Here is a 17,713-nt window from a genome sequence, read left to right as displayed (position 1 = left end):
CATGACGCAGTAGAATCGCGTCTCTCCCGTCAACATCGATCGTTCCACGCAACATGGCAGTCACGCGAAGCAGCAAACAGGCAACCCTGATCGGGCTTGTCGCGGTCCTATTCTGGAGCGCGATCGTCGGCCTGATCCGCGGCGTCAGCCAGAGCTTCGGCGCGACCGGTGGGGCGGCACTGATCTACACGGTCGCTTCGGCGCTGCTCTGGTTGACGGTCGGCCCGCCCCGGACGCGGGCGCTGCCTCGAATCTATCTGCTCTGGGGAAGCGTGCTGTTTGTTTCCTACGAGCTGTGCCTGTCGCTGTCCATTGGCTATGCCAATACCGGCAGGCAGGCCATCGAGGTCGGCATGGTCAACTATCTCTGGCCGTCCTTCACGATGCTGGCCGCCATCCTGTTCAATCGTCAGCGCGCCAACTGGCTGATCCTGCCAGGCTTTCTGGTGGCCCTGCTGGGTATTGCATCGGTGCTCGGTGGCGATCAGGGCCTGGACCTGCCGAGCATGGCCGCCAATATTCAGGACAACCCCCTCAGCTACGGCCTGGCCTTTGCCGGCGCGATGATCTGGGCGGGCTACTGCACGGTGACGAGCCGGTACGCGCAGGGCAAGAACGCGGTCACGCTGTTCTTCATGCTGACGGCGCTCGCACTCTGGGGGAAGTATCTGTTCACGGACGGCGAAACGATGGTCCTCAGCATGACGGGCGCGGTCTACCTGCTGCTGGCCGCCTGCGCCATGGGCTTCGGCTATGCCGCGTGGAACGTCGGCATCCTCCACGGCAATATGACGGTGCTGGCTGGCGCGTCGTACTTCATCCCGGTGTTGTCGGCCGCATTGGCCGCCACGCTGCTGCACGCACCGCTGTCGTTCGCATTCTGGAAAGGCGCCGCGATGGTGTGCGCGGGATCCATCCTTTGCTGGCTCGCAACACGTGGCAAGGGCGCTCGCTCAGCAGGTTCGTCAGGTTCTGACAACCCGACTTAGCGCGTGCCCCGAAACGCCGACGCGTCATATGCGGGAATCCCGACAATCGGCCAGAGGTAGCGCCGCGCGCACGCGCACATGCGCCATGCACGGCCGATGGATCACCCTGCGAGATATTTCACCCGGGTCACGAGTGCGGCTTTTCCGGATGCCTGGCAATCCTGACTAGACTGGAACTGGAGCGGATAACACTCCACTACCTGCAACCTGAACACATCCGCAAGGATGTTCAAGAAGGGGGCACCATGCTACAAGCCAGTGAAATCCAGACACGCTTTTCGCATCTGCAGCGCACGGTCAGCGAGACATCGAAGACCATCCACGCCGATTCGGCGATTCCCAAGGACTTGATGAGCTGCATGGACGAGCTCGACAAGGAATGCAAGTCCGCGAAGAAGATCATGTCGTCCCGCAACGAGGGCCGCATCCGTCAGTGCGTCGATGATCTCGAACGAATTGGCGATCGCGCCGAACGCGTTTGCCACGATACCGACGGCGTCCACCATCGGGTCATGGATGCAGTCAGCGCCATGCACCTCGAGCTTGCCGACCTGAAGCGCGACATGCACGAAATGCACTGAACCGCGAACGGCGGGGGCCTGGCCTGATCAAGCGAGGCCCCGCAAAGAGGAAAGGGCCGAGCCCTGCAACGCAGGACTCGGCCCCAGTCAGGCGACCGGGCCTGCCGTGCCACGCTCCATCACTGCGGCACCAGTTCCAGCCTTTCCTTGCTTTCCTTCTCCACCGCCTTGCGCGAGTACAGCAGCGGGAAATACTCGCCCTTCGCCCACAGCGGCGCCAGATCGCGATAGTGCGGATTGGCCGGGTTGCCCGACTGGCCCGGTGTGTTCACCACGCGCGACGCATCCCAGTTGCCGACATCCACCACCATGCGGAACGACGCCCCTGCAGTGAGCTGGAAGTCGCTGTTGCGGTAGCTCGTATTCATCGGCGTGAACGAAGACCCGCCGATCGGCCCCGCATTCACGTCGAACTGCTGGCGCTGCGTCGCGTCGAGGATCGCATGCAGCGGATGCTCGAACACCGCCGTGTGAAGCTTGCCCCATTGCCAGGTCTTCGGGTCAGGGCCCAGCCTCTTCTCGACTTCGACCATGGCCGACTTCAGGGAGGCCAGCATGACGTCGTTGCGCTTCTCGACGCTCATCCAGCTGTCAGGCCGCTCCAGCACCGCGATCACGCGGCTCGGATCGCCAGCACCGACCAGCCGCGCGGCCTCCGGCGCGAGCGCGGCCCGCACCACCGCAGTACGCAGATGCTTGCTGAACCAGATCTCGAATAGCGCGGCGGGCGCGCTGTCGGCACGCTCGTTGCCGTCCCAGCCGCGCAGCAGATCCAGCCCGCGCTGAATCTGCGCATCGCTGCTGGTGAGCGGCTTGAGCAACGTCACCATCCGCTGCGCGGGCAGCGACACCGTGTCGTTCTGCCATGCCATCGAGTCCTCCACCGAACTGCGCGGATTGGCCGACACCAGCGCCCTGAGCCGACGCGCGCGCGAGCTTTCGGCCCATTCGTAGCCGACGCCGAGCTTGGCTGCCGGGTGATTCGGCGGGATCGTGTTCTCGTTGGCAGTGACCACGAATCCCGGTGCCGGATTGAACGCCCACGGCAGTTCGTCCATGTTGCGATAGCCGGCCCATTCGTAGCGTCCGTCCCCGGGCACCGGCATCAGGCCATCCCAGTTCGGCCGATTGACGGTCAACCCGCCCGGGAGCCAGCCGATGTTGCCGAAGCGGTCCGCATAGACCTGGTTCTCGCCAGGAGCGCCCCAGCGGTTCATCGCCGCGCGGAACTGATCCCAGTTCTGGGCACGCATGTAGTCCATCGACCCGAAGTACGGTGCCATGCCGAGGTCGAGCCACGCCGCGCGCAGCGCCCAGGCGCGGTTGTTCTTCGTGTCGGCATAGAGCACCGGGCCGTGCCGCGTGAAGTCGATCGTGACCTTGCGCGGCGTCGCCTCGCCGCGCACCGCGATCTGCTCGGTCACCGTCTCCATCGGCTCCCAGCGGCCCTTGTACTTGTACTCGTGCGGCTGGGCGGGATCGGTCTCATAGGCATAGAGGTCTTCCTGGTCCATGTAGAACCGCGTCAGGCCGAAAGCAATCGTGCCGTTGTGACCGATGGAGATACCGGGCAGGAACGGCTCGCCCGCGCCGATTACCGACAGGCCCGGCGCGTTCAGGTGGGAGATGTAGCGCAGGCTCGGCGCACCGTGCGCACGATGCGGATCGTTGGCCAGGATCGGTCGCCCCGTGGCGGTGCGGCTGCCCGCGATCACCCAGTTGTTCGACCCCAGGCTGCGCGCGGTATCGCTCGACGCATCGACCGTCGCATAGAGTTGGTCCACCGGGATGTTCTCGGCACGTGTGCCTAATTGCCACCAGTCCTTCGGGAAGCGCGGCGCGGCCGTGGCAAGTTCGTACGCCTTGCGCAACTCGGCAGCGGGGACCGTGCACGGGTCAAGCCCGTCTGGCACCTTCGGCTCGATCTGCGGATCGAGTTCGCGGCGAACCCAGTCCGCCCGCACCGCGTTCGGCTTCGCGTAGCAGAAGATCTGCGCCCGGTCGATCTCGCCAGTGAGGTTCAACGTCAGCCCGTGATGACGGATACGCACGATATCCTCGGCACGCCAGCGCGACGGCTTGTAGTTGATCAGCTTGAACTCGGGAGGCAGCAGTTCCGGATGGGCCTCGGTCTGCGCGATGTACGCATTGACGCCCGCCACGAAGGCCTCGGCCACACGTTTGGCATCCGATCCATAGGCCAGCCATTCGCGGTACATATCGCCACGGAACAACACGGCGCGCGCCATGCGATCGCCTTCCACATAGGCCGGACCGAAGTCTTTCGCCATTTCGCCCAGCCCACGCTTGCGCCACAGATCGATCTGGAACAGCCGGTCCCGCGCGGCCACGAAGCCCTGCACAAAGAACGCGTCATAGAGCGTGTTGGCGTAGATATGCGGCACGCCCCAGCGGTCGATCAATACCGTTGCTGGCTTTTCCAGCCCGGGGACGGCGAACTTGTCCGGGCCGGCCGCCAGCGCGGGGGCGGTGGATGCGGCGGCAAGCCATGCCGCGGTGACGGCGGTGCGCCGCAGGGAACGGGTCGGGCGAAACATCGGATCTCCTCGTCGGATGCAGACCTGCGAGGATAGCGGAATGTGACGCTGCCGGCGACGCTGCGCCGCCGCAAATCATGCTGTCCGCAATGGCTTCCACGGCGTCAGCGATGTGACACCGACGACATCAGTACACGTCGCGGCGATAACTGCCTGCTTCGGTCAGTCGCTGTAGTGTGGACTCACCGAGGATGCGCAGGAGCGCGTCCTGCACGCCAGCGGCCATGCCCTGCAGGCTGCCGCAAACGTAGATCGACGCACCCTGCTCCACCCACGCAGCGATCGTCGCCGCTTGCGCGAACACGGCGTCCTGCACGTAGCGCGGCATCGCGCCATCGCGCGACCATGCATGGTCGATCCGCTGCAGCACGCCCTGCGATAACCACGCCTGCAATTCCTCTGCGTGGAAGCTATCGTGCGCGGCGGAGCGCTCGCCGAACAGCAGCCAATTGCGGTGATGGCCCGCCTCCGCGCGCGCCTTGATCAGGGCACGCAGGCCCGCAAGGCCGGTACCGTTGCCGATCAGGACCAGCGGCCGGCCGTCTTCGGGCGGATGGAAGCTGCGATTGGTGCGGACGCGCAGCGCGATCGACGCGCCCTCGCGCGCGAATTCTGTCAGCCAGCCAGAGGCGAGCCCAAGCCGCCCATCGGCATGACGGGTCTGACGTACCAGCAATTCCAGCCGGCCGTCAGCGGGCAGCGATGCGATCGAGTACTCGCGGTGCGGCAGCGCGGGCAATGCGTCGACCAGTCGCTGAGGTGTGAATCCGGTCAATATATCCAGTTGGCTATCGGGCAGCGGCAGCCGCGTGGCCAACGCCTCGGACAAGGTCATCGGGCGACTGTCGCAACGGACCGGTGCGGTTCCGTCGAGCGACAGGCGAGCCAGCAACCGGTCTACGACGTCTGGCGGTTGGCATGGACCAATCTCGGCAATATCGCCGGCGCGCCATGTCAGTTGCGACGCGTCCTCGGGTTCGAGCGCCAGATGAAAGGCCGCCTCGCCCTGACTGCCCGGATTGAGCAGTCTGCGCTCCACCAACCGCCAGCGGCCATAGCGCGGGCGTTCCCAGTCCGCGATTTCCGCACCACCGCTCAACGCGGACAAATGGTTCTGCCAGTGGCGCAACGCGCCGGGGTCGCCGTTGTCGACCTCGACCCTGTCGAACAACGGCTGTGCATGATGGCTCTCCAGCCAGCCCGACAGCGCGCGGCCGAACGCGCAGAAGTGCGCGTAGCTGCTATCGCCCAGTGCAAGGACGCCATAGCGCAACTGGCGCAGCGCATCGGGCGTGGTGCCGGCCAGCAAGCGGCGCGCGAACCCCGACGCCATGTCTGGCGCATCGCCCTCGCCCGTGGTGCTGACCAGGAACAGGGCCTGATCGCACGCGGCCAGACGCGCACCATCGAGTTCGGCAAAGGACACGAGTTGCACCGGCCGACCCGCGCCTTGCAACGCGCGGGCCGTTTGCACGGCGAGTTGTTCGGCAAAACCGGTCTGACTTGCGTAGGCGACGAGCGTCGGACGCGCGTCTTCGGTCGCGTCATCACTTGCGACATTGGCGAGCGCGGCACGGGCGGCACGGTGGCGGCGATGCCCGTCGAGCACGCCCCAGCAGAAGCCAACGTACGCGATGACCACGCCGGCTGCGATGGCATCACGACCGTGCGCGAGCACGGACAGCGCCACGCCGGCGACAAGCATTGCCCACGGTAGAAGACGCATCATGTTTGCATTGCGGCGAACGCCGGGGTGATCCGCTCATCGAAGCCGTGCGGCGTGCGCACCAGGAAGCGGGCAGCCAGGCCCTGGCGCGTGGCGAAAGTGATACCGGCTTCTGGCCCGAGCACAGTCAATGCGGTGGACAGCGCGTCGGCCATCATGCATTCGCGATGAAGCACCGTAACGGACGCCAACGCATGCGCGGCCGGGTAACCGGTGCGTGGATCGATCGTATGCGCGTACCGCCGTCCATCGTGTTCGAAGTAGCGGCGATAGTCACCCGACGTGGCGATCGACAGGCCGAGCAACGCCACCAGCGTGCGCAGCGTGCGTCCAGTCCCGCCCTCGGCAGTGGCAGATGCCGAAGGGGACTCCAGTTCGATCCACCACGGCATCCCATCCGGCTTCAGCCCCTGGCCGCGCAACTCGCCGCCGATCTCGACCAGATGATGCGGCACGCCCTGGGCCAGGAGATAGCGCGATACCGCATCGACGGCAAACCCCTTCGCGATCGCGCAGAAATCGAGTGACAGTCCGCCCGGCTGGCGCGCGAGACGCGCCGATGCGTCGATCTCGATCCGTTGCCAACCGCAATGCTGGCGCGTCCGTGCCACGTCATCGGCCGTAGGCGCGGTGTGCCGCTTGCCACCCGGGCCGAAGCCCCAGAGATCGACGAGTGGGCCGGCGCTGGGATCGTAGGCGCCACCGCTGTCACGCGCGGTGTCCAGCGCCGCCTGCAGGACCGTGAAGCAATCCTCGGGCAGCGTGACCCAGGCACTGGCGTCGGCCCGATTGAAACGGCTCAGGTCCGATATCTCGGACCAGTTGCTCATCTGCGCGATAACCTCGTCGAGCACCGCGCGGATGCCTGCCTCCAGGCCGCCGCCGTCCTGCCCGAGCGCCAGCACGGCGCGGACAGCCCAGGTCGTCCCCATCGTCTCGCCCGCCCACTGCGCGATCGAGCCTTGCGGCTCGGGCACGGGCGGTGGTGGGTCCAGCGTGACGGGGATGAGAACGCGATTCATCGGCGATATCGTAGCGGCCGTCTTACTGCGGCAGCACTTCCACCGTCACCGCGTAGGTAACGCGACGAACCGTGGCGGGCTTGGCCGATGCCTTCTGGTCGCGCAGTTCGGCTTCCATCCAGTACATGCCGGCAGCCGGCCACTTCACCGAGAACTTGCCGTCGGCGTCGGTGGTCGTGTCGAACTCGTTGAGACGATCGCGATAACGAACGCCGCCTGGCACCACGGAAACCGTCTGGTTGGCAGCCGGCTTGCCGTCGAGCAGCAGACGGAAGCTGGCCGTCTCGCCCGCGGCAAGGTCGTTCGGATGGGTGATCGGCGCCAGCTCCAGGCCGCGTCCGGTGGTCGTCAATGCCTGCTTCGACGGCTTGCCGCTGGTGACATACGATTCCACGCGGCTGGCCATCTCGGTCACTTGCAGTTCCTGCGCATTGGCGGGGACGTTCGCGGCCAGGGCATCGGCAGCACCGCGCCAGCGCTTGGTCTGTCCGTTCTCCTTCCAGCTCGCGAACAGGCCCTGGTTGACCACGGCAATGCGGTACGTGCCCGGCTGCGCCAGCGGCACGTCGAACGTGCTGCGGTACTTGCCAGTCGACGCGTTCTCGGGCTTCACCGCCGCGCCATCGGGGCCGGTGACCACAAGGTTGTCCAGACGCATCGGCATGTGTTCGAAGTAGAACAGGTCGTTGGACACCGCGGCGTCCACGGTCACCCACTGGCTACCGCCGGACAGCACGGTGGTGGACGGCAGCAGCCACTGGCGATGGGCGTGGGCGGCCAGCGGCGCCAGCGCAGCCAGCGCGAGGACTGCAACGCGGGTGGAAAGTCGGGTGGAGAAGCGGGCAGGCTTGTTCATCGTCAGGCTCCGGTCAGATCAGTTCAATGCGTTTGCGGTGATTGGCGCGGCTCACGGCTTCAGGTCGAGAGTCACGCTGCCGAGCTCATGCTCGCCCTTTGCGCCCGCGCTTTGCGCGGCCTTGGGCGGCCATGCGAACGGCACACGCACGAGTTCGCGTCCGCCCACTTCGCGCGCGGCTTCCACCACGAGCTGGTAATCGCCGGCTGGCAGCTTGCCCAGCGGCGCCTTGCCATCGCTGAACGTCAGCGCGTGCTCGCCGGGAGCGCGCGTGGCACCCGATACGCCATCGGCCGGAAGCTGCATGTCGCGGCCGGCCTTGCGCCACCACTGCCGCATGTCCTTGAGCCACTTCGTGCCCTGGCTTTCCTTGTTCTTCGCGTCGTACCAGACCGCCAGCGTCGTCACCGGACTCTGGTCGGCACGCTCGATCCACATGGATACGTAGGGACGGTGGTACTCGGCCACGTTCAGGCGGGGAATTTCCACCTTGACGTTCATGTCGGCGGCCATGGCGGGTGCCAGCGGCGCTGCGGCAAGGCCGGTTACGGTGACGGTCAGGAGTCGGCGCATGTCGAAACTACCTTTCTCGGTTGCAAATCAGTGAATGAACAGGATGGCCAGCAGCAGCGGCACAACGAGCCCCGCGCCCACCAGCGGCCACGTGGCCATGCGGCCCCCGGCATGAAGCTTGAGCAGGAACAGCCCGGTGACGCTGAAGATCAGGCAGGCCAGGGCGAATATGTCGATGAACCAGCTCCATGCATGGCCCGTGTTGCGGCCCTTGTGCAGGTCGTTGAAGTAGGAAATCCAGCCCCGCGATGTCACTTCGTACTGGACCTCGCCATCTTCGAGTGCAACGCTGAGCCAGGCATCGCCGCCGGGGCGTGGCAGGCCAACGTAGATCTCGTCGGCGGACCATTCGGCCTCGCGTCCTGCCGCCTCGATATCCATCGTCTTCGACAGCCAGTCAGCCAGCACGCGCGGCACCGGTCCCTTCTGGTCCTTCTGGTTTCCCGTCGATGCGTTCGCGAGCGCGGCGCGCTTCAGCGCGTCCAGCAGTTCGCGCGGCGCGGTCTCGTGGCGCGTGACGACCGAAGGCGAGGCCTCGATCTGCCCCGCGTGATTGAGCGTGAATCCCGTGACGGCGAACATCAGCATCCCGATCAGGCAGATCGCGGAACTGATCCAGTGCCACTGGTGAAGATGCTTGAGCCAGAAGGCGCGGCGCTGCTGGCTGGAAGCTGGCGTGGATTCGGTCATCGGGGAAGTTCTGGGCAAGCGTGCATGGCTGGCGGAGAGGCTGCCGCATCGGCGGCATGGCGAAGACGCCACACTCCCGCGGGAAAAACGAAGGAGATGGTAATGGTTCTCATTTAAAAGAACAACCACTTGAAGGCTTCGGATCGGGCTCGTTGATTACGGTTCGTTACGCGGCACCCTCAAACCTCTTGCAACGTGCTGCATGGCAGAAATCAAAGCGGCGCGCGCATCACTATTACCTATCAGTGGTATTTCCCGATCAAGTTTGACGATGACGCCGCCGTTATGGCCGGTCAGAGAGGACGCGCGAAGACAAACCATACAAAGACCCGAAAGCGCCCCAATCAACAACCGATGTGAACGGAGGATAAGGATGTTGCATAACCTGAGCCTGAGAAAGAAGCTCATGCTGCCGCTGGTGCTGAGCTGGGTCTGCCTGCTGGCCATCACGCTGTGGAACGCATGGCAAATGCGAGAACTGCGTCAGCAGGATCGAGAGTTGACGCTGCAACAGGTCACCGACACGGCCAACTCGGTCGTGGCCGAGTACGAAGCCATGGCGCGCGCAGGCAAGCTGAGCACCGAGGAAGCCCAGAAGCAGGCACTCGACCGCGTGCGCGTGATGCGTTTTGGCGGCGATGGCTACTTCACCGTGATGAGGTCCGACGCTGTCGTTCTGATGCACGCGATCAAGCCCGAACTCGATGGCAAAAACATGTCGGAGATGAAGGACCCTAACGGCGTCTATCTGTTCCGCGATATCGCACGGATCGGCAAGACCGCCGGCAAAGGCTTCCTTGAGTACGCCTGGCCCAAGCCAGGCGCCGAGGCGCCGCAGCCCAAGCTGAGCTATGTGCTGAACTTCAAGCCGTGGGACTGGAACTTCATCGCCGGTTTCTACATGGATGACATCCAGGCCGAGTTCCGCGCGTCGCTCTGGAAAGCGCTCGGCTGGCTGCTGGGCGTGGGCGCGCTGATGACCGTGGTGATGGTGCGCGTCTCCGCCAGTCTGCAGAAGCAGCTTGGCGGCGAACCATCGCTGACCTCGGAGATCGCCGCGCGCATCGCCGAAGGCGATCTTGCTTCGCACGTGAACGTGGCGTCGAACGATCGGGAAAGCGTGCTGTACAACATGCAGCAGATGCAGGGGCGGCTGACTGGAGCCATCGGCCAGATTCGCGGTTCGGCGGACGCGATCGCAGGCGCCGCCAAGCAGATTGCGGCCGGCAATGTCGACCTGTCACGCCGCAGCGAGGAACAGGCAGCATCGCTCGAACAGACCGCGGCCAGCATGGAAGAGCTGACCGGCACGGTTCGCCAGAGCGCTGACAACGCCCGTCAGGCGGCGCGGCTGGCCGAAGGCGCATCGGAGATCGCTGTACGCGGCGGAGCGATCGTGCACCAGGTGGTGGACACGATGGGCGAGATCAAGGCGGCGTCCAGCAAAGTGGTGGACATCATCGGCGTCATCGAGGGCATTGCATTCCAGACCAATATCCTGGCGCTGAACGCGGCGGTGGAGGCCGCGCGCGCCGGCGAGCAGGGACGCGGCTTTGCGGTGGTGGCCGGCGAGGTGCGCAGCCTGGCCCAGCGTAGCGCCACGGCGGCCAAGGAGATCAAGGGATTGATCGACAACTCGGCGCAGCGTGTCGAGGATGGCTCAGTGCTGGTCGAAGACGCAGGCAAGGCGATGGGAGAAATCGTCGAGGCCGTGAAGCGCGTGACCGACCTGATGGGCGAAATGCGCGCAGCCACTGAAGAACAGACTGGCGGGATCGAGCAGGTCAACCAGGCAGTCTCACAGATGGACCAGATGGCGCAGCAAAATGCGGCGCTGGTGGAAGAAGCAACCGCCGCCGCGGCCTCGCTCGAGGATCAGGCCGATGCACTGCACCGTGCGGTCGGCCAGTTCAGGCTGGCGGGTGCGCTATAGGAATGGCCTTTGGGGGAGCACGCCGCACGCGCTTCAGATGCGGGCGGTTCGCTCCTCTCTCCAGCCTAGCGGGAGAGCGGAACACCGATGGAACATGCTGACGACTCATCGCCCGTCCGTCTCCTCGCAACAAAAAAACGCCGCCCACGAGGGCGGCGTTCTTGCATCGATTGACGACTCGCTGACAGCTTACTTGCTGTTCGTGTTGTTCATCGCCGAGAACTGCTGGGTCAGGTAGTCCTTGGTGCGGTTCATCTGCGAGACTGCAAGATCCAGCGCCTGGAACTGCTTCTGGACGCGCTTGATATTGGCATCGATGTGCTCCGACATCGAGTCATAGCGCTTGCCGAGATCCTTCACGCTCTGCTCGATACCCTTGGTCGCGGAGGTCAGCGGGCCGTTGGTACCGGTCATGGTATCCACCGCTTCGGACAAGCGGCGCGCGATCCCACCCTTCGTGCCGTCGCCGCCGAACAGCGCGGTCACGTCAGCCAGGTTTCCGGCCAACGCGGCATCCAGCTTCTTGGTGTCCACCGACATCGTGCCGTCCTTCTGCAACGTCACGCCAAGCTGGGCCAGCGTTGTCGCGGCGCCATCGCGCATCCCGGCTTCGGGGGTGTTGAGTACCGAGCGCAGCGTCGACTGGATACCGCGCAGCACGCCGTCACCGGTCAGAGCCGCCTTGGTACCGCTCTTCACGTCGAAGGCAGTCAGCTGCTTGGCGGCCGTCTGGAGGTTGTTGTAGGCAGCGGCCAGCCCCTGCACCGCAGCCTTGATACTGTCGAGGTCCTGCGTCAACGTCATCGACGTGGTGCCCGTCTTCTTGAGCGTCATCGTGACGCCCTGCGCGGCATCGGTCACCACATTGCTGGCGCTGGTGATGGCGATATCGTTGATGGTCAGTTGTGCATTCGTGGCACGCACCACTTCCTTCATGCCGCCGGCTTGCGGGCCGGCCACCGGATCGTATCCAGCAAGCGCCTGCAGTTCCGGTGACGAACCGGTGATGCGCATGCTCATCGCCTCGCCGGTCTTCTCCGAATTGAGCACCAGACGATAAGGTGTGCCGCTGCCGTCGTTGATGATGCTGGCCTTGACACCCATATTGGCCTTGTTGATCGCATCACGAATACCTTGCAGCGTCTGGTTGCTGCTGTCGATCGTCACGGTCTTAGCGGAGCCCGCGGTCGGCGTGAACGTCGGGTTCACGTATGTGCCGTATGTCGGCGATGCCGGGTCGGCGTCGTATCCGCCCGTCACGCCGAACTCGAAGGTCAGCGTGCCAGTGCCGATGACCGAATCCTGCTTGAGCTGGCCAGCGCCCGCCAGGGATTGGGCCTGTGCCAGGCTCTTGACGTTTACGTTGTAGTTGCCGGAAACCGCATTGGTGCCAGTGGCGACGGTCATCACATCGCTGTTACTGACCTGCGCCTTGACGGCGCCGAACGTATCGAGCTTGGCAAGCGAGTTGGCGGAAGCCTGGAAGGCCGACAACATGCTCTTGATCGTGCCATATCCGGATAGCTTGGCCTGGTAGGCCGTATTCTGGGTCTCCAGCGCCTTCAGCGGCAGGCGTTCCGCCGTCGCAAGCTGATCCAGGAGCGTACCCAGTTGCATGTTGGAGCCAATGCCGAGGAAATCGAGTGCAGCCATTTTCTTCAGGTCCTTCGCCGTGCGTAACTTCGATGTGATTCACCCAGACAGGCAAATGAATGTCTTTACATCCAAGGTTTACGGCGCTCGAAAGTGGCTCTTTAGCGTTTTTCGTACAAAGGCGATACAAAACAGATACACAAAGGGCGGCAACGGGTCGAACGTGAGTGCTCGCTCACACGCTATGGCTAATACGGAGGGGGACGTCTTCAGACGTCGCCTGTGTGCTGAAGCGCAGCCAGACAGAAGGTGGCGACGGTATCCGCCATCTGCTCGACGGCCCCGGGGGCCGCCGAAATGGCCCGGAAGCGGTCGTGCGTGGCCGTCAGGGTGGCCAGACCATGCGCGGCCGTCCAGACACAGAACGCCAGTTGTTCATGTGTCAGCGCGCCGGGTTCACGTCCGCCCAGACATGCAACGACGGTTTCTCGCACCCGATCGAACGAACCGGACGAGGCTTCCTGAAGCTCGGGATATTCGTCACGGCGTTCTATCGCCGGGCCGAACATCAGGTGAAAGCGCGCCGGGTACATGTGCGCGAATTCGGCGTAACCGACCAGCAGCGCACGCAGCTTGTTGGCCGGGGTATCGCGCGGAATCAGGCGCGCGCGGTTGCCCTGGAAGGCGCCCAGTTCCCGGAACGCCTGCGCGGCGATGGCCGCGAGCAGGCCGTTGCGGTCCTGGAAATGGTGTGCCGGCGCGCCCGGCGACACGCCGGCCAGCTTGGCGGCTTCGCGCATGCTCATCGCCGCGATGCCTTGCGTATCGAGCAGGTGGAGTCCCCACGCGATCAGCGAGGCACGCAGGTCGCCGTGATGCCATTGTCCGGCGGGCTTGGTCGTGCCACCCGCCACCTTGCGCGTGCCACCCTTGCGCCCGCCGTTCTGTTTCGTGCCGCCTTCGTTCATCCCTCTCGCTATCCCGCTATCCCGCTACCCAGTTGCCATGGAAGCCGAACGGCACGCGCTGCGGCAGCTCGACGGTTGCCAGCGGACCGCGCGCGACATGCCGCGCATCGAACACCAGCAATTCGCTGCATTGTGCCGCAGCCCGCCACACCACCGCCAACAGCCAGCCATCGCCTTCGCCGCCGGGAGCGCCATCATGAGCGCCATCATGAGCGCCACCACGCGGCGCGAACACCGGTTCGGACGTGATATCGCCCGGCGGCAGCCAGTAGGCGTCGCGCGTGCCGTCCTGCATGTCCAGGTGCATGATGCCGTTGAGCGCGCCTTCGCCGTACTCGGGGTGCGAAGCGGCGAACCATCCGTGCCGATAGCGGAAACCCGAAACGCGGTCGTCGATGCGTGGAAACTCGCCCGCCGTATCGTCGAGCCGTTCGGCGGTGAACCGGCGTATGTCCGACGCAAGATCGAACGTCCAGCGCGTCAGGTACGCCTGCTGCCGGGCGGGATCTCCTGGCGATCCGTCGGCGTGGGGGAACAGGGGAGGTTCGTCGTAGACCATGACGTCCGCCAGAATGCGTTGTCCCCCCTCGCCTTCCTCCCACGCGTTCATCACATGGAACACGTAGCAGGCAGGGCCCTCGAACCACCGCACGTCGTCGGCGCCGCCACCACGCGGCAGGATGCCGATCATGGCGGGCTTCTCTGGCTCCCATGCATAGCCAGGGCCGCCGCGCTCCACGCGTGCAAGGCTGCCGGTCAGCGGCAGCACGGGGATCAGCAGATGACCCGGCGTGGCCATGAAGTCGTGGATCATGCTCGGGTACGGCGCCTGCAGACGCGCGTAATGCGTCAGGCGGCCCTGTGCATCGATTGCGCCAACCTGCACGCCCGGCGTGAGCTTGCCGTCGGCGTTGTAGCCGAAGAACAGTAGTTCGCCAGTGCGGGGGTCGGTCTTCGGATGCGCGGTGAACGGCCCCTTCAGCGGGCCATATTCCATATAGCCAAGCGTGTCGATCGCTTGAGGCGTCACAGCGGTTGGCAGGTGCGCTTCCTCAAGCGCCAGCAGCGCGCCGCCGTGCCAGACAATGTTGGTATTGGCCACGCCGCCATCGCTGCCCGACCACTCCGGCGCATCCGGCAACTTGCCGGCGAAGGCGCGGAATAGCGGACGCCCGGCACGATCCTCGTCACGCCACTTGGGCGTCCGCACCCAGCGGTTGCGGTAGGACACGCGCCCATCGTCGATGGCAAACACATGCACCATGCCGTCGCCACCGAACCAGTGGGCCTCGGGCTGCGGAAAGCGTGGGTTCGGGCCGATGCGATACAACGTGCCCTGCAACCCCGCTGGCAACACGCCACGCACGGGAAGATCGCTTGCATCGACTTCCTGCGTGACGGGCGCGAAGTTATCCACCTCACCCATGTCACCCGCTGCACCTTCCACTTTGGACAAGCTATCTTCCATGCGCGCCCCCATAACTAAACAGTGAATAGTTTGAGAAGTATCGGTGGCGAGTGCCCAGACGTCAAGGAAGGATTCGGCGAAGGCCGCTGACCGCACATTCCCCGACTTTGACGAGTGTCAATTCTCTGCCGCACCTGCCTGGCCTAGACTGACTGGATCACCGCCCGCGAGGCTGCGGGCGGCCTTTCAGGCCAACCAGAAGGAGTCTCGACATGGCAGGCATGCAAGCTGCGGTTTTTCAGGGGCCCGGCAAGATCGTGCTACAGGAAAAACCGATCCCGGCCGTCGGCCCCACCGACGCACTGATCCGCATCACCACCACCACGATCTGTGGCACCGATATCCACATTCTCAAAGGCGAGTATCCGGTAGAGCGGGGTCTGACGATCGGTCACGAGCCGGTGGGCATCATCGAGAAACTCGGCAGTGGCGTGACCGGTTATCGCGAGGGTCAGCGCGTCATCGCGGGCGCGATCTGCCCCAGTTTCTACTCCTACGCGTGCCAGGACGGTTGCGCGTCGCAGGACGGACAAGCCCACTCGCACGGCTACAAGCCCATGGGCGGCTGGCGCTTCGGCAATACGATCGACGGCACCCAGGCCGAATACGTGCTCGTGCCGGACGCGCAGGCAAACCTCGCGCCCATCCCCGACGGGCTGACCGACGAGCAGGTATTGATGTGTCCCGACATCATGTCCACGGGCTTCTCCGGCGCGGAGCACGCCAATATCAAGATCGGCGATATCGTTGCCGTGTTCGCGCAGGGTCCGATCGGACTGTGCGCGACGGCTGGCGCCCGCCTGCGTGGCGCGTCGCTGATCATCGCCGTGGATGGGATCGATGACCGCCTGAACATCGCTCGTCAGATGGGTGCCGATGTCACGCTGAACTTCCGCAATACCGACGTAGTGCAGGAGATCCTGCGCATTACGGGCGGCCGTGGCGTCGACGCGTCGATCGAAGCACTCGGCACGCAGTCCACCTTCGAATCGGCCCTGCGCGTGCTCAAGCCCGGCGGCACGCTGTCGAGTCTTGGCGTCTATTCCAGCGACCTGAAGATTCCCCTGGACGCCTTCGCGGCCGGTCTGGGCGATCACCGCATCATTACGTCGCTGTGCCCGGGGGGCAAGGAAAGGATGCGCCGGCTCATGAACGTGATCGAAACGCAGCGGATCGACCTCGGCCCGCTGGTCACGCACCGCTTCAAGCTCGCCGATATCGAGGCCGCCTACGACCTCTTCGGACACCAGCGCGACGGCGTGCTCAAGGTAGCCATCACGCCTTGACGCCCGGCAGGCGCCCTGCCTGCCAAACCCGCCAGTTCCACAAGCCTGCCCCGGGCGTGTTACGTGACACGTAACACGCCCGGGGTTTCTTTTGGCGTGCCGGCGCGGCTTTTGCGTGCCCGCGCATATGGAATGCTTCTTGCGGTCTGATTGCTCGCAGTCAAATAACTACAGAAACAAAGGGGAGCAATCATGAGGGCAACGGTGGTCGAATTTCGCCCGCTGGTCGGGCTTGGCATCCAGCGGATTCTCAATCGCATTGCAGACGTGGACGACAGCAGCGTCATCACGCCACGGCCAGAGACCCCGTGTTCTCTGCAGGGTACCGAGTTGCTGGTGCTTGGCGCCTTGCCGCGCGGCGCCAATATCGACATGCACCAGTTGCTGGAAACCGCATCGGCCTTGCGCTGCGTGCTATTCCTGGCGCATGGCGGCGAAGTCCAATGGATGCCGCCCAACCCGTTCGCGCCGCTATTGTCGTGGCTGCCCGAACACGCGAGCGCCGTTGAGATCGAATGTGCGCTACGCGCCCTGATTGCCTGCGCGCACGCCGGAGTTCACGCGGTGGCACCCACGCCGCCAGTTGGGCCGGTTGCCCCGATTGCCGTGCCAACGCCGGTAGGCGTCCACGGCAGCGCGCGGGTGCCGGCATACATGTGCGAAGCGCAGTTGCTCAGGTTGACCCTGCGCCAGTACGAGGTGCTCGTGCTGTTGTCGCGGGGGCTCTCGGTCAAGTCCATCAGCAGGAAATTACGTATTTCGGTCCCGACCGTGAAAAGCCATACGTTGCAACTCTATCGGCGGCTCGCAGCGAAGAACAAGTCGGAGGCGGTCTTCATGGCGCGCGAGAAGGGCGCCGCACTGGCGACCGTCTCGTCCGATCCATGACGTCCGCTTCCGCTCAAACGATGATATGCAGTCGATGCGTCACGGATACACGACCAGCATCGGCCGGGCGTGACGATGCGAAGCCGGCAGAACGGGCGGTAAGGGTTGGCTGGTGAGCGCGCCGCTTGCTCCAGCCGACTTCACCACCGTCACGGGTACGGAAGTCTTGCGCATGATGCCGGAGGCAAGTCCGACGCCGAAACACGCCTTGATTCTCGACCACAGGTTCACACCAATCACGATGCCATCGCAATGCAAAGCCGTCGCCGCGCTAGCCACCGCTTGCGCCGGGCTGCCGACGCCAATCATCGCGGTATAGCGCACGCCGGAATCGTCGAGGATATTGCACGCCTGCTCCAGCGCGCACTCGCCGTCCTGGGATTCCTGCTCGCGCAAATCCGCAAGCGAGTGAAAGGCGCTGGCCCGCGAATGCTCCAGCGGCGGCTGCACGTTCAGCAACACCACCTCGGCCACGCCGCTCTCTCGATACAGGAACGCCGCATGGCGCACCGCGTCGAGCGCGCATTCGGAGCCATTCACCGGCACTAGTATCTTGATCATGATCTCCTCGGCCCATCCATA

15 protein-coding genes are annotated in these 17,713 nt (G+C 64.7%); 5 read left to right on the top strand and 10 right to left on the bottom strand.

The window, feature by feature from the left end; genetic code table 11:
• Positions 1–53: 53 nt before the first annotated feature.
• Both yddG and K6G35_RS20695 read left to right on the top strand, forming a co-directional pair.
• On the top strand, positions 54–989 hold the full coding sequence (yddG, locus tag K6G35_RS20700) for an aromatic amino acid DMT transporter YddG (RefSeq protein ID WP_040010827.1): 936 nt from the start codon (positions 54–56) through the stop codon (positions 987–989).
• A gap of 245 nt (positions 990–1,234) precedes the next feature.
• On the top strand, positions 1,235–1,570 hold the full coding sequence (locus tag K6G35_RS20695) for a hypothetical protein (RefSeq protein ID WP_008641537.1): 336 nt from the start codon (positions 1,235–1,237) through the stop codon (positions 1,568–1,570).
• Positions 1,571–1,689: 119 nt separating this feature from the next.
• Here the strand turns inward: K6G35_RS20695 and K6G35_RS20690 are convergent, their stop codons facing one another.
• From K6G35_RS20690 to K6G35_RS20665, 6 genes are all read right to left on the bottom strand, one after another.
• Positions 1,690–4,128 (bottom strand): penicillin acylase family protein, encoded by a 2,439-nt coding sequence (locus K6G35_RS20690; protein ID WP_495676950.1) that lies wholly within the window; start codon positions 4,126–4,128, stop codon positions 1,690–1,692.
• A gap of 127 nt (positions 4,129–4,255) precedes the next feature.
• Positions 4,256–5,857 carry a flavodoxin domain-containing protein gene (locus K6G35_RS20685; RefSeq protein ID WP_495676949.1) on the bottom strand — a complete coding sequence of 534 codons (1,602 nt, stop codon included), beginning with the start codon at positions 5,855–5,857 and terminating at the stop codon, positions 4,256–4,258.
• Entirely contained in the window at positions 5,854–6,876 is a 1,023-nt protein-coding gene (locus K6G35_RS20680) for an FAD:protein FMN transferase (protein WP_495676948.1), read from the bottom strand. The genes K6G35_RS20685 and K6G35_RS20680 overlap by 4 nt, the downstream gene beginning before the upstream one ends.
• A 22-nt stretch (positions 6,877–6,898) precedes the next feature.
• Complete coding sequence (locus K6G35_RS20675) at positions 6,899–7,732, bottom strand: DUF4198 domain-containing protein (RefSeq protein WP_495676947.1); 834 nt, start codon at positions 7,730–7,732, stop codon at positions 6,899–6,901.
• A gap of 51 nt (positions 7,733–7,783) precedes the next feature.
• Complete coding sequence (locus K6G35_RS20670; RefSeq protein WP_008641531.1) at positions 7,784–8,305, bottom strand: DUF2271 domain-containing protein; 522 nt, start codon at positions 8,303–8,305, stop codon at positions 7,784–7,786.
• 27 nt (positions 8,306–8,332) lie between these two features.
• A complete protein-coding gene (locus K6G35_RS20665) occupies positions 8,333–8,995 on the bottom strand; it encodes a PepSY-associated TM helix domain-containing protein (protein WP_495676946.1) in 663 nt (220 codons plus the stop codon).
• Positions 8,996–9,368: 373 nt separating this feature from the next.
• On the opposite strand from K6G35_RS20665, the gene K6G35_RS20660 reads away from it, so the two are divergent.
• Positions 9,369–10,928 carry a methyl-accepting chemotaxis protein gene (locus K6G35_RS20660; protein ID WP_186426113.1) on the top strand — a complete coding sequence of 520 codons (1,560 nt, stop codon included), beginning with the start codon at positions 9,369–9,371 and terminating at the stop codon, positions 10,926–10,928.
• 189 nt (positions 10,929–11,117) lie between these two features.
• Here K6G35_RS20660 and fliD read toward each other — a convergent pair whose 3' ends face one another.
• The 3 genes from fliD to K6G35_RS20645 all read right to left on the bottom strand — a co-directional run bounded on the left by fliD (position 11,118) and on the right by K6G35_RS20645 (position 14,957).
• Complete coding sequence (gene fliD / locus K6G35_RS20655; RefSeq protein ID WP_008641527.1) at positions 11,118–12,581, bottom strand: flagellar filament capping protein FliD; 1,464 nt, start codon at positions 12,579–12,581, stop codon at positions 11,118–11,120.
• Positions 12,582–12,790: 209 nt separating this feature from the next.
• Positions 12,791–13,489 carry a TetR/AcrR family transcriptional regulator gene (locus K6G35_RS20650; protein ID WP_008641526.1) on the bottom strand — a complete coding sequence of 233 codons (699 nt, stop codon included), beginning with the start codon at positions 13,487–13,489 and terminating at the stop codon, positions 12,791–12,793.
• A 16-nt stretch (positions 13,490–13,505) separates the two neighbouring features.
• Complete coding sequence (locus K6G35_RS20645; protein WP_495676945.1) at positions 13,506–14,957, bottom strand: carotenoid oxygenase family protein; 1,452 nt, start codon at positions 14,955–14,957, stop codon at positions 13,506–13,508.
• A gap of 212 nt (positions 14,958–15,169) precedes the next feature.
• Here K6G35_RS20645 and K6G35_RS20640 point away from each other — a divergent pair, with 212 nt between their 5' ends.
• Together K6G35_RS20640 and K6G35_RS20635 are read left to right on the top strand one after the other, a co-directional pair.
• Positions 15,170–16,243, top strand: coding sequence for an NAD(P)-dependent alcohol dehydrogenase (locus K6G35_RS20640; RefSeq protein WP_008641520.1), 1,074 nt, complete (start codon positions 15,170–15,172; stop codon positions 16,241–16,243).
• Between the two features lie 192 nt (positions 16,244–16,435).
• Positions 16,436–17,131, top strand: a complete 696-nt coding sequence (locus K6G35_RS20635) for a response regulator transcription factor (RefSeq protein ID WP_035882783.1) — start codon at positions 16,436–16,438, stop codon at positions 17,129–17,131.
• Between the two features lie 39 nt (positions 17,132–17,170).
• Here K6G35_RS20635 and K6G35_RS20630 read toward each other — a convergent pair whose 3' ends face one another.
• The gene (locus K6G35_RS20630; protein WP_035882785.1) at positions 17,171–17,692 is read right to left on the bottom strand and encodes a universal stress protein; all 522 of its coding nucleotides are present in this window, start codon (positions 17,690–17,692) and stop codon (positions 17,171–17,173) included.
• Between the last annotated feature and the right edge of the window lie 21 nt (positions 17,693–17,713).

The sequence above is a fragment of the Cupriavidus sp. HY129 genome, from assembly GCF_059492215.1.
The sequence above is the reverse complement of the archived record's forward strand: the minus strand, read 5'-3'. Positions and strand labels throughout refer to the sequence as shown.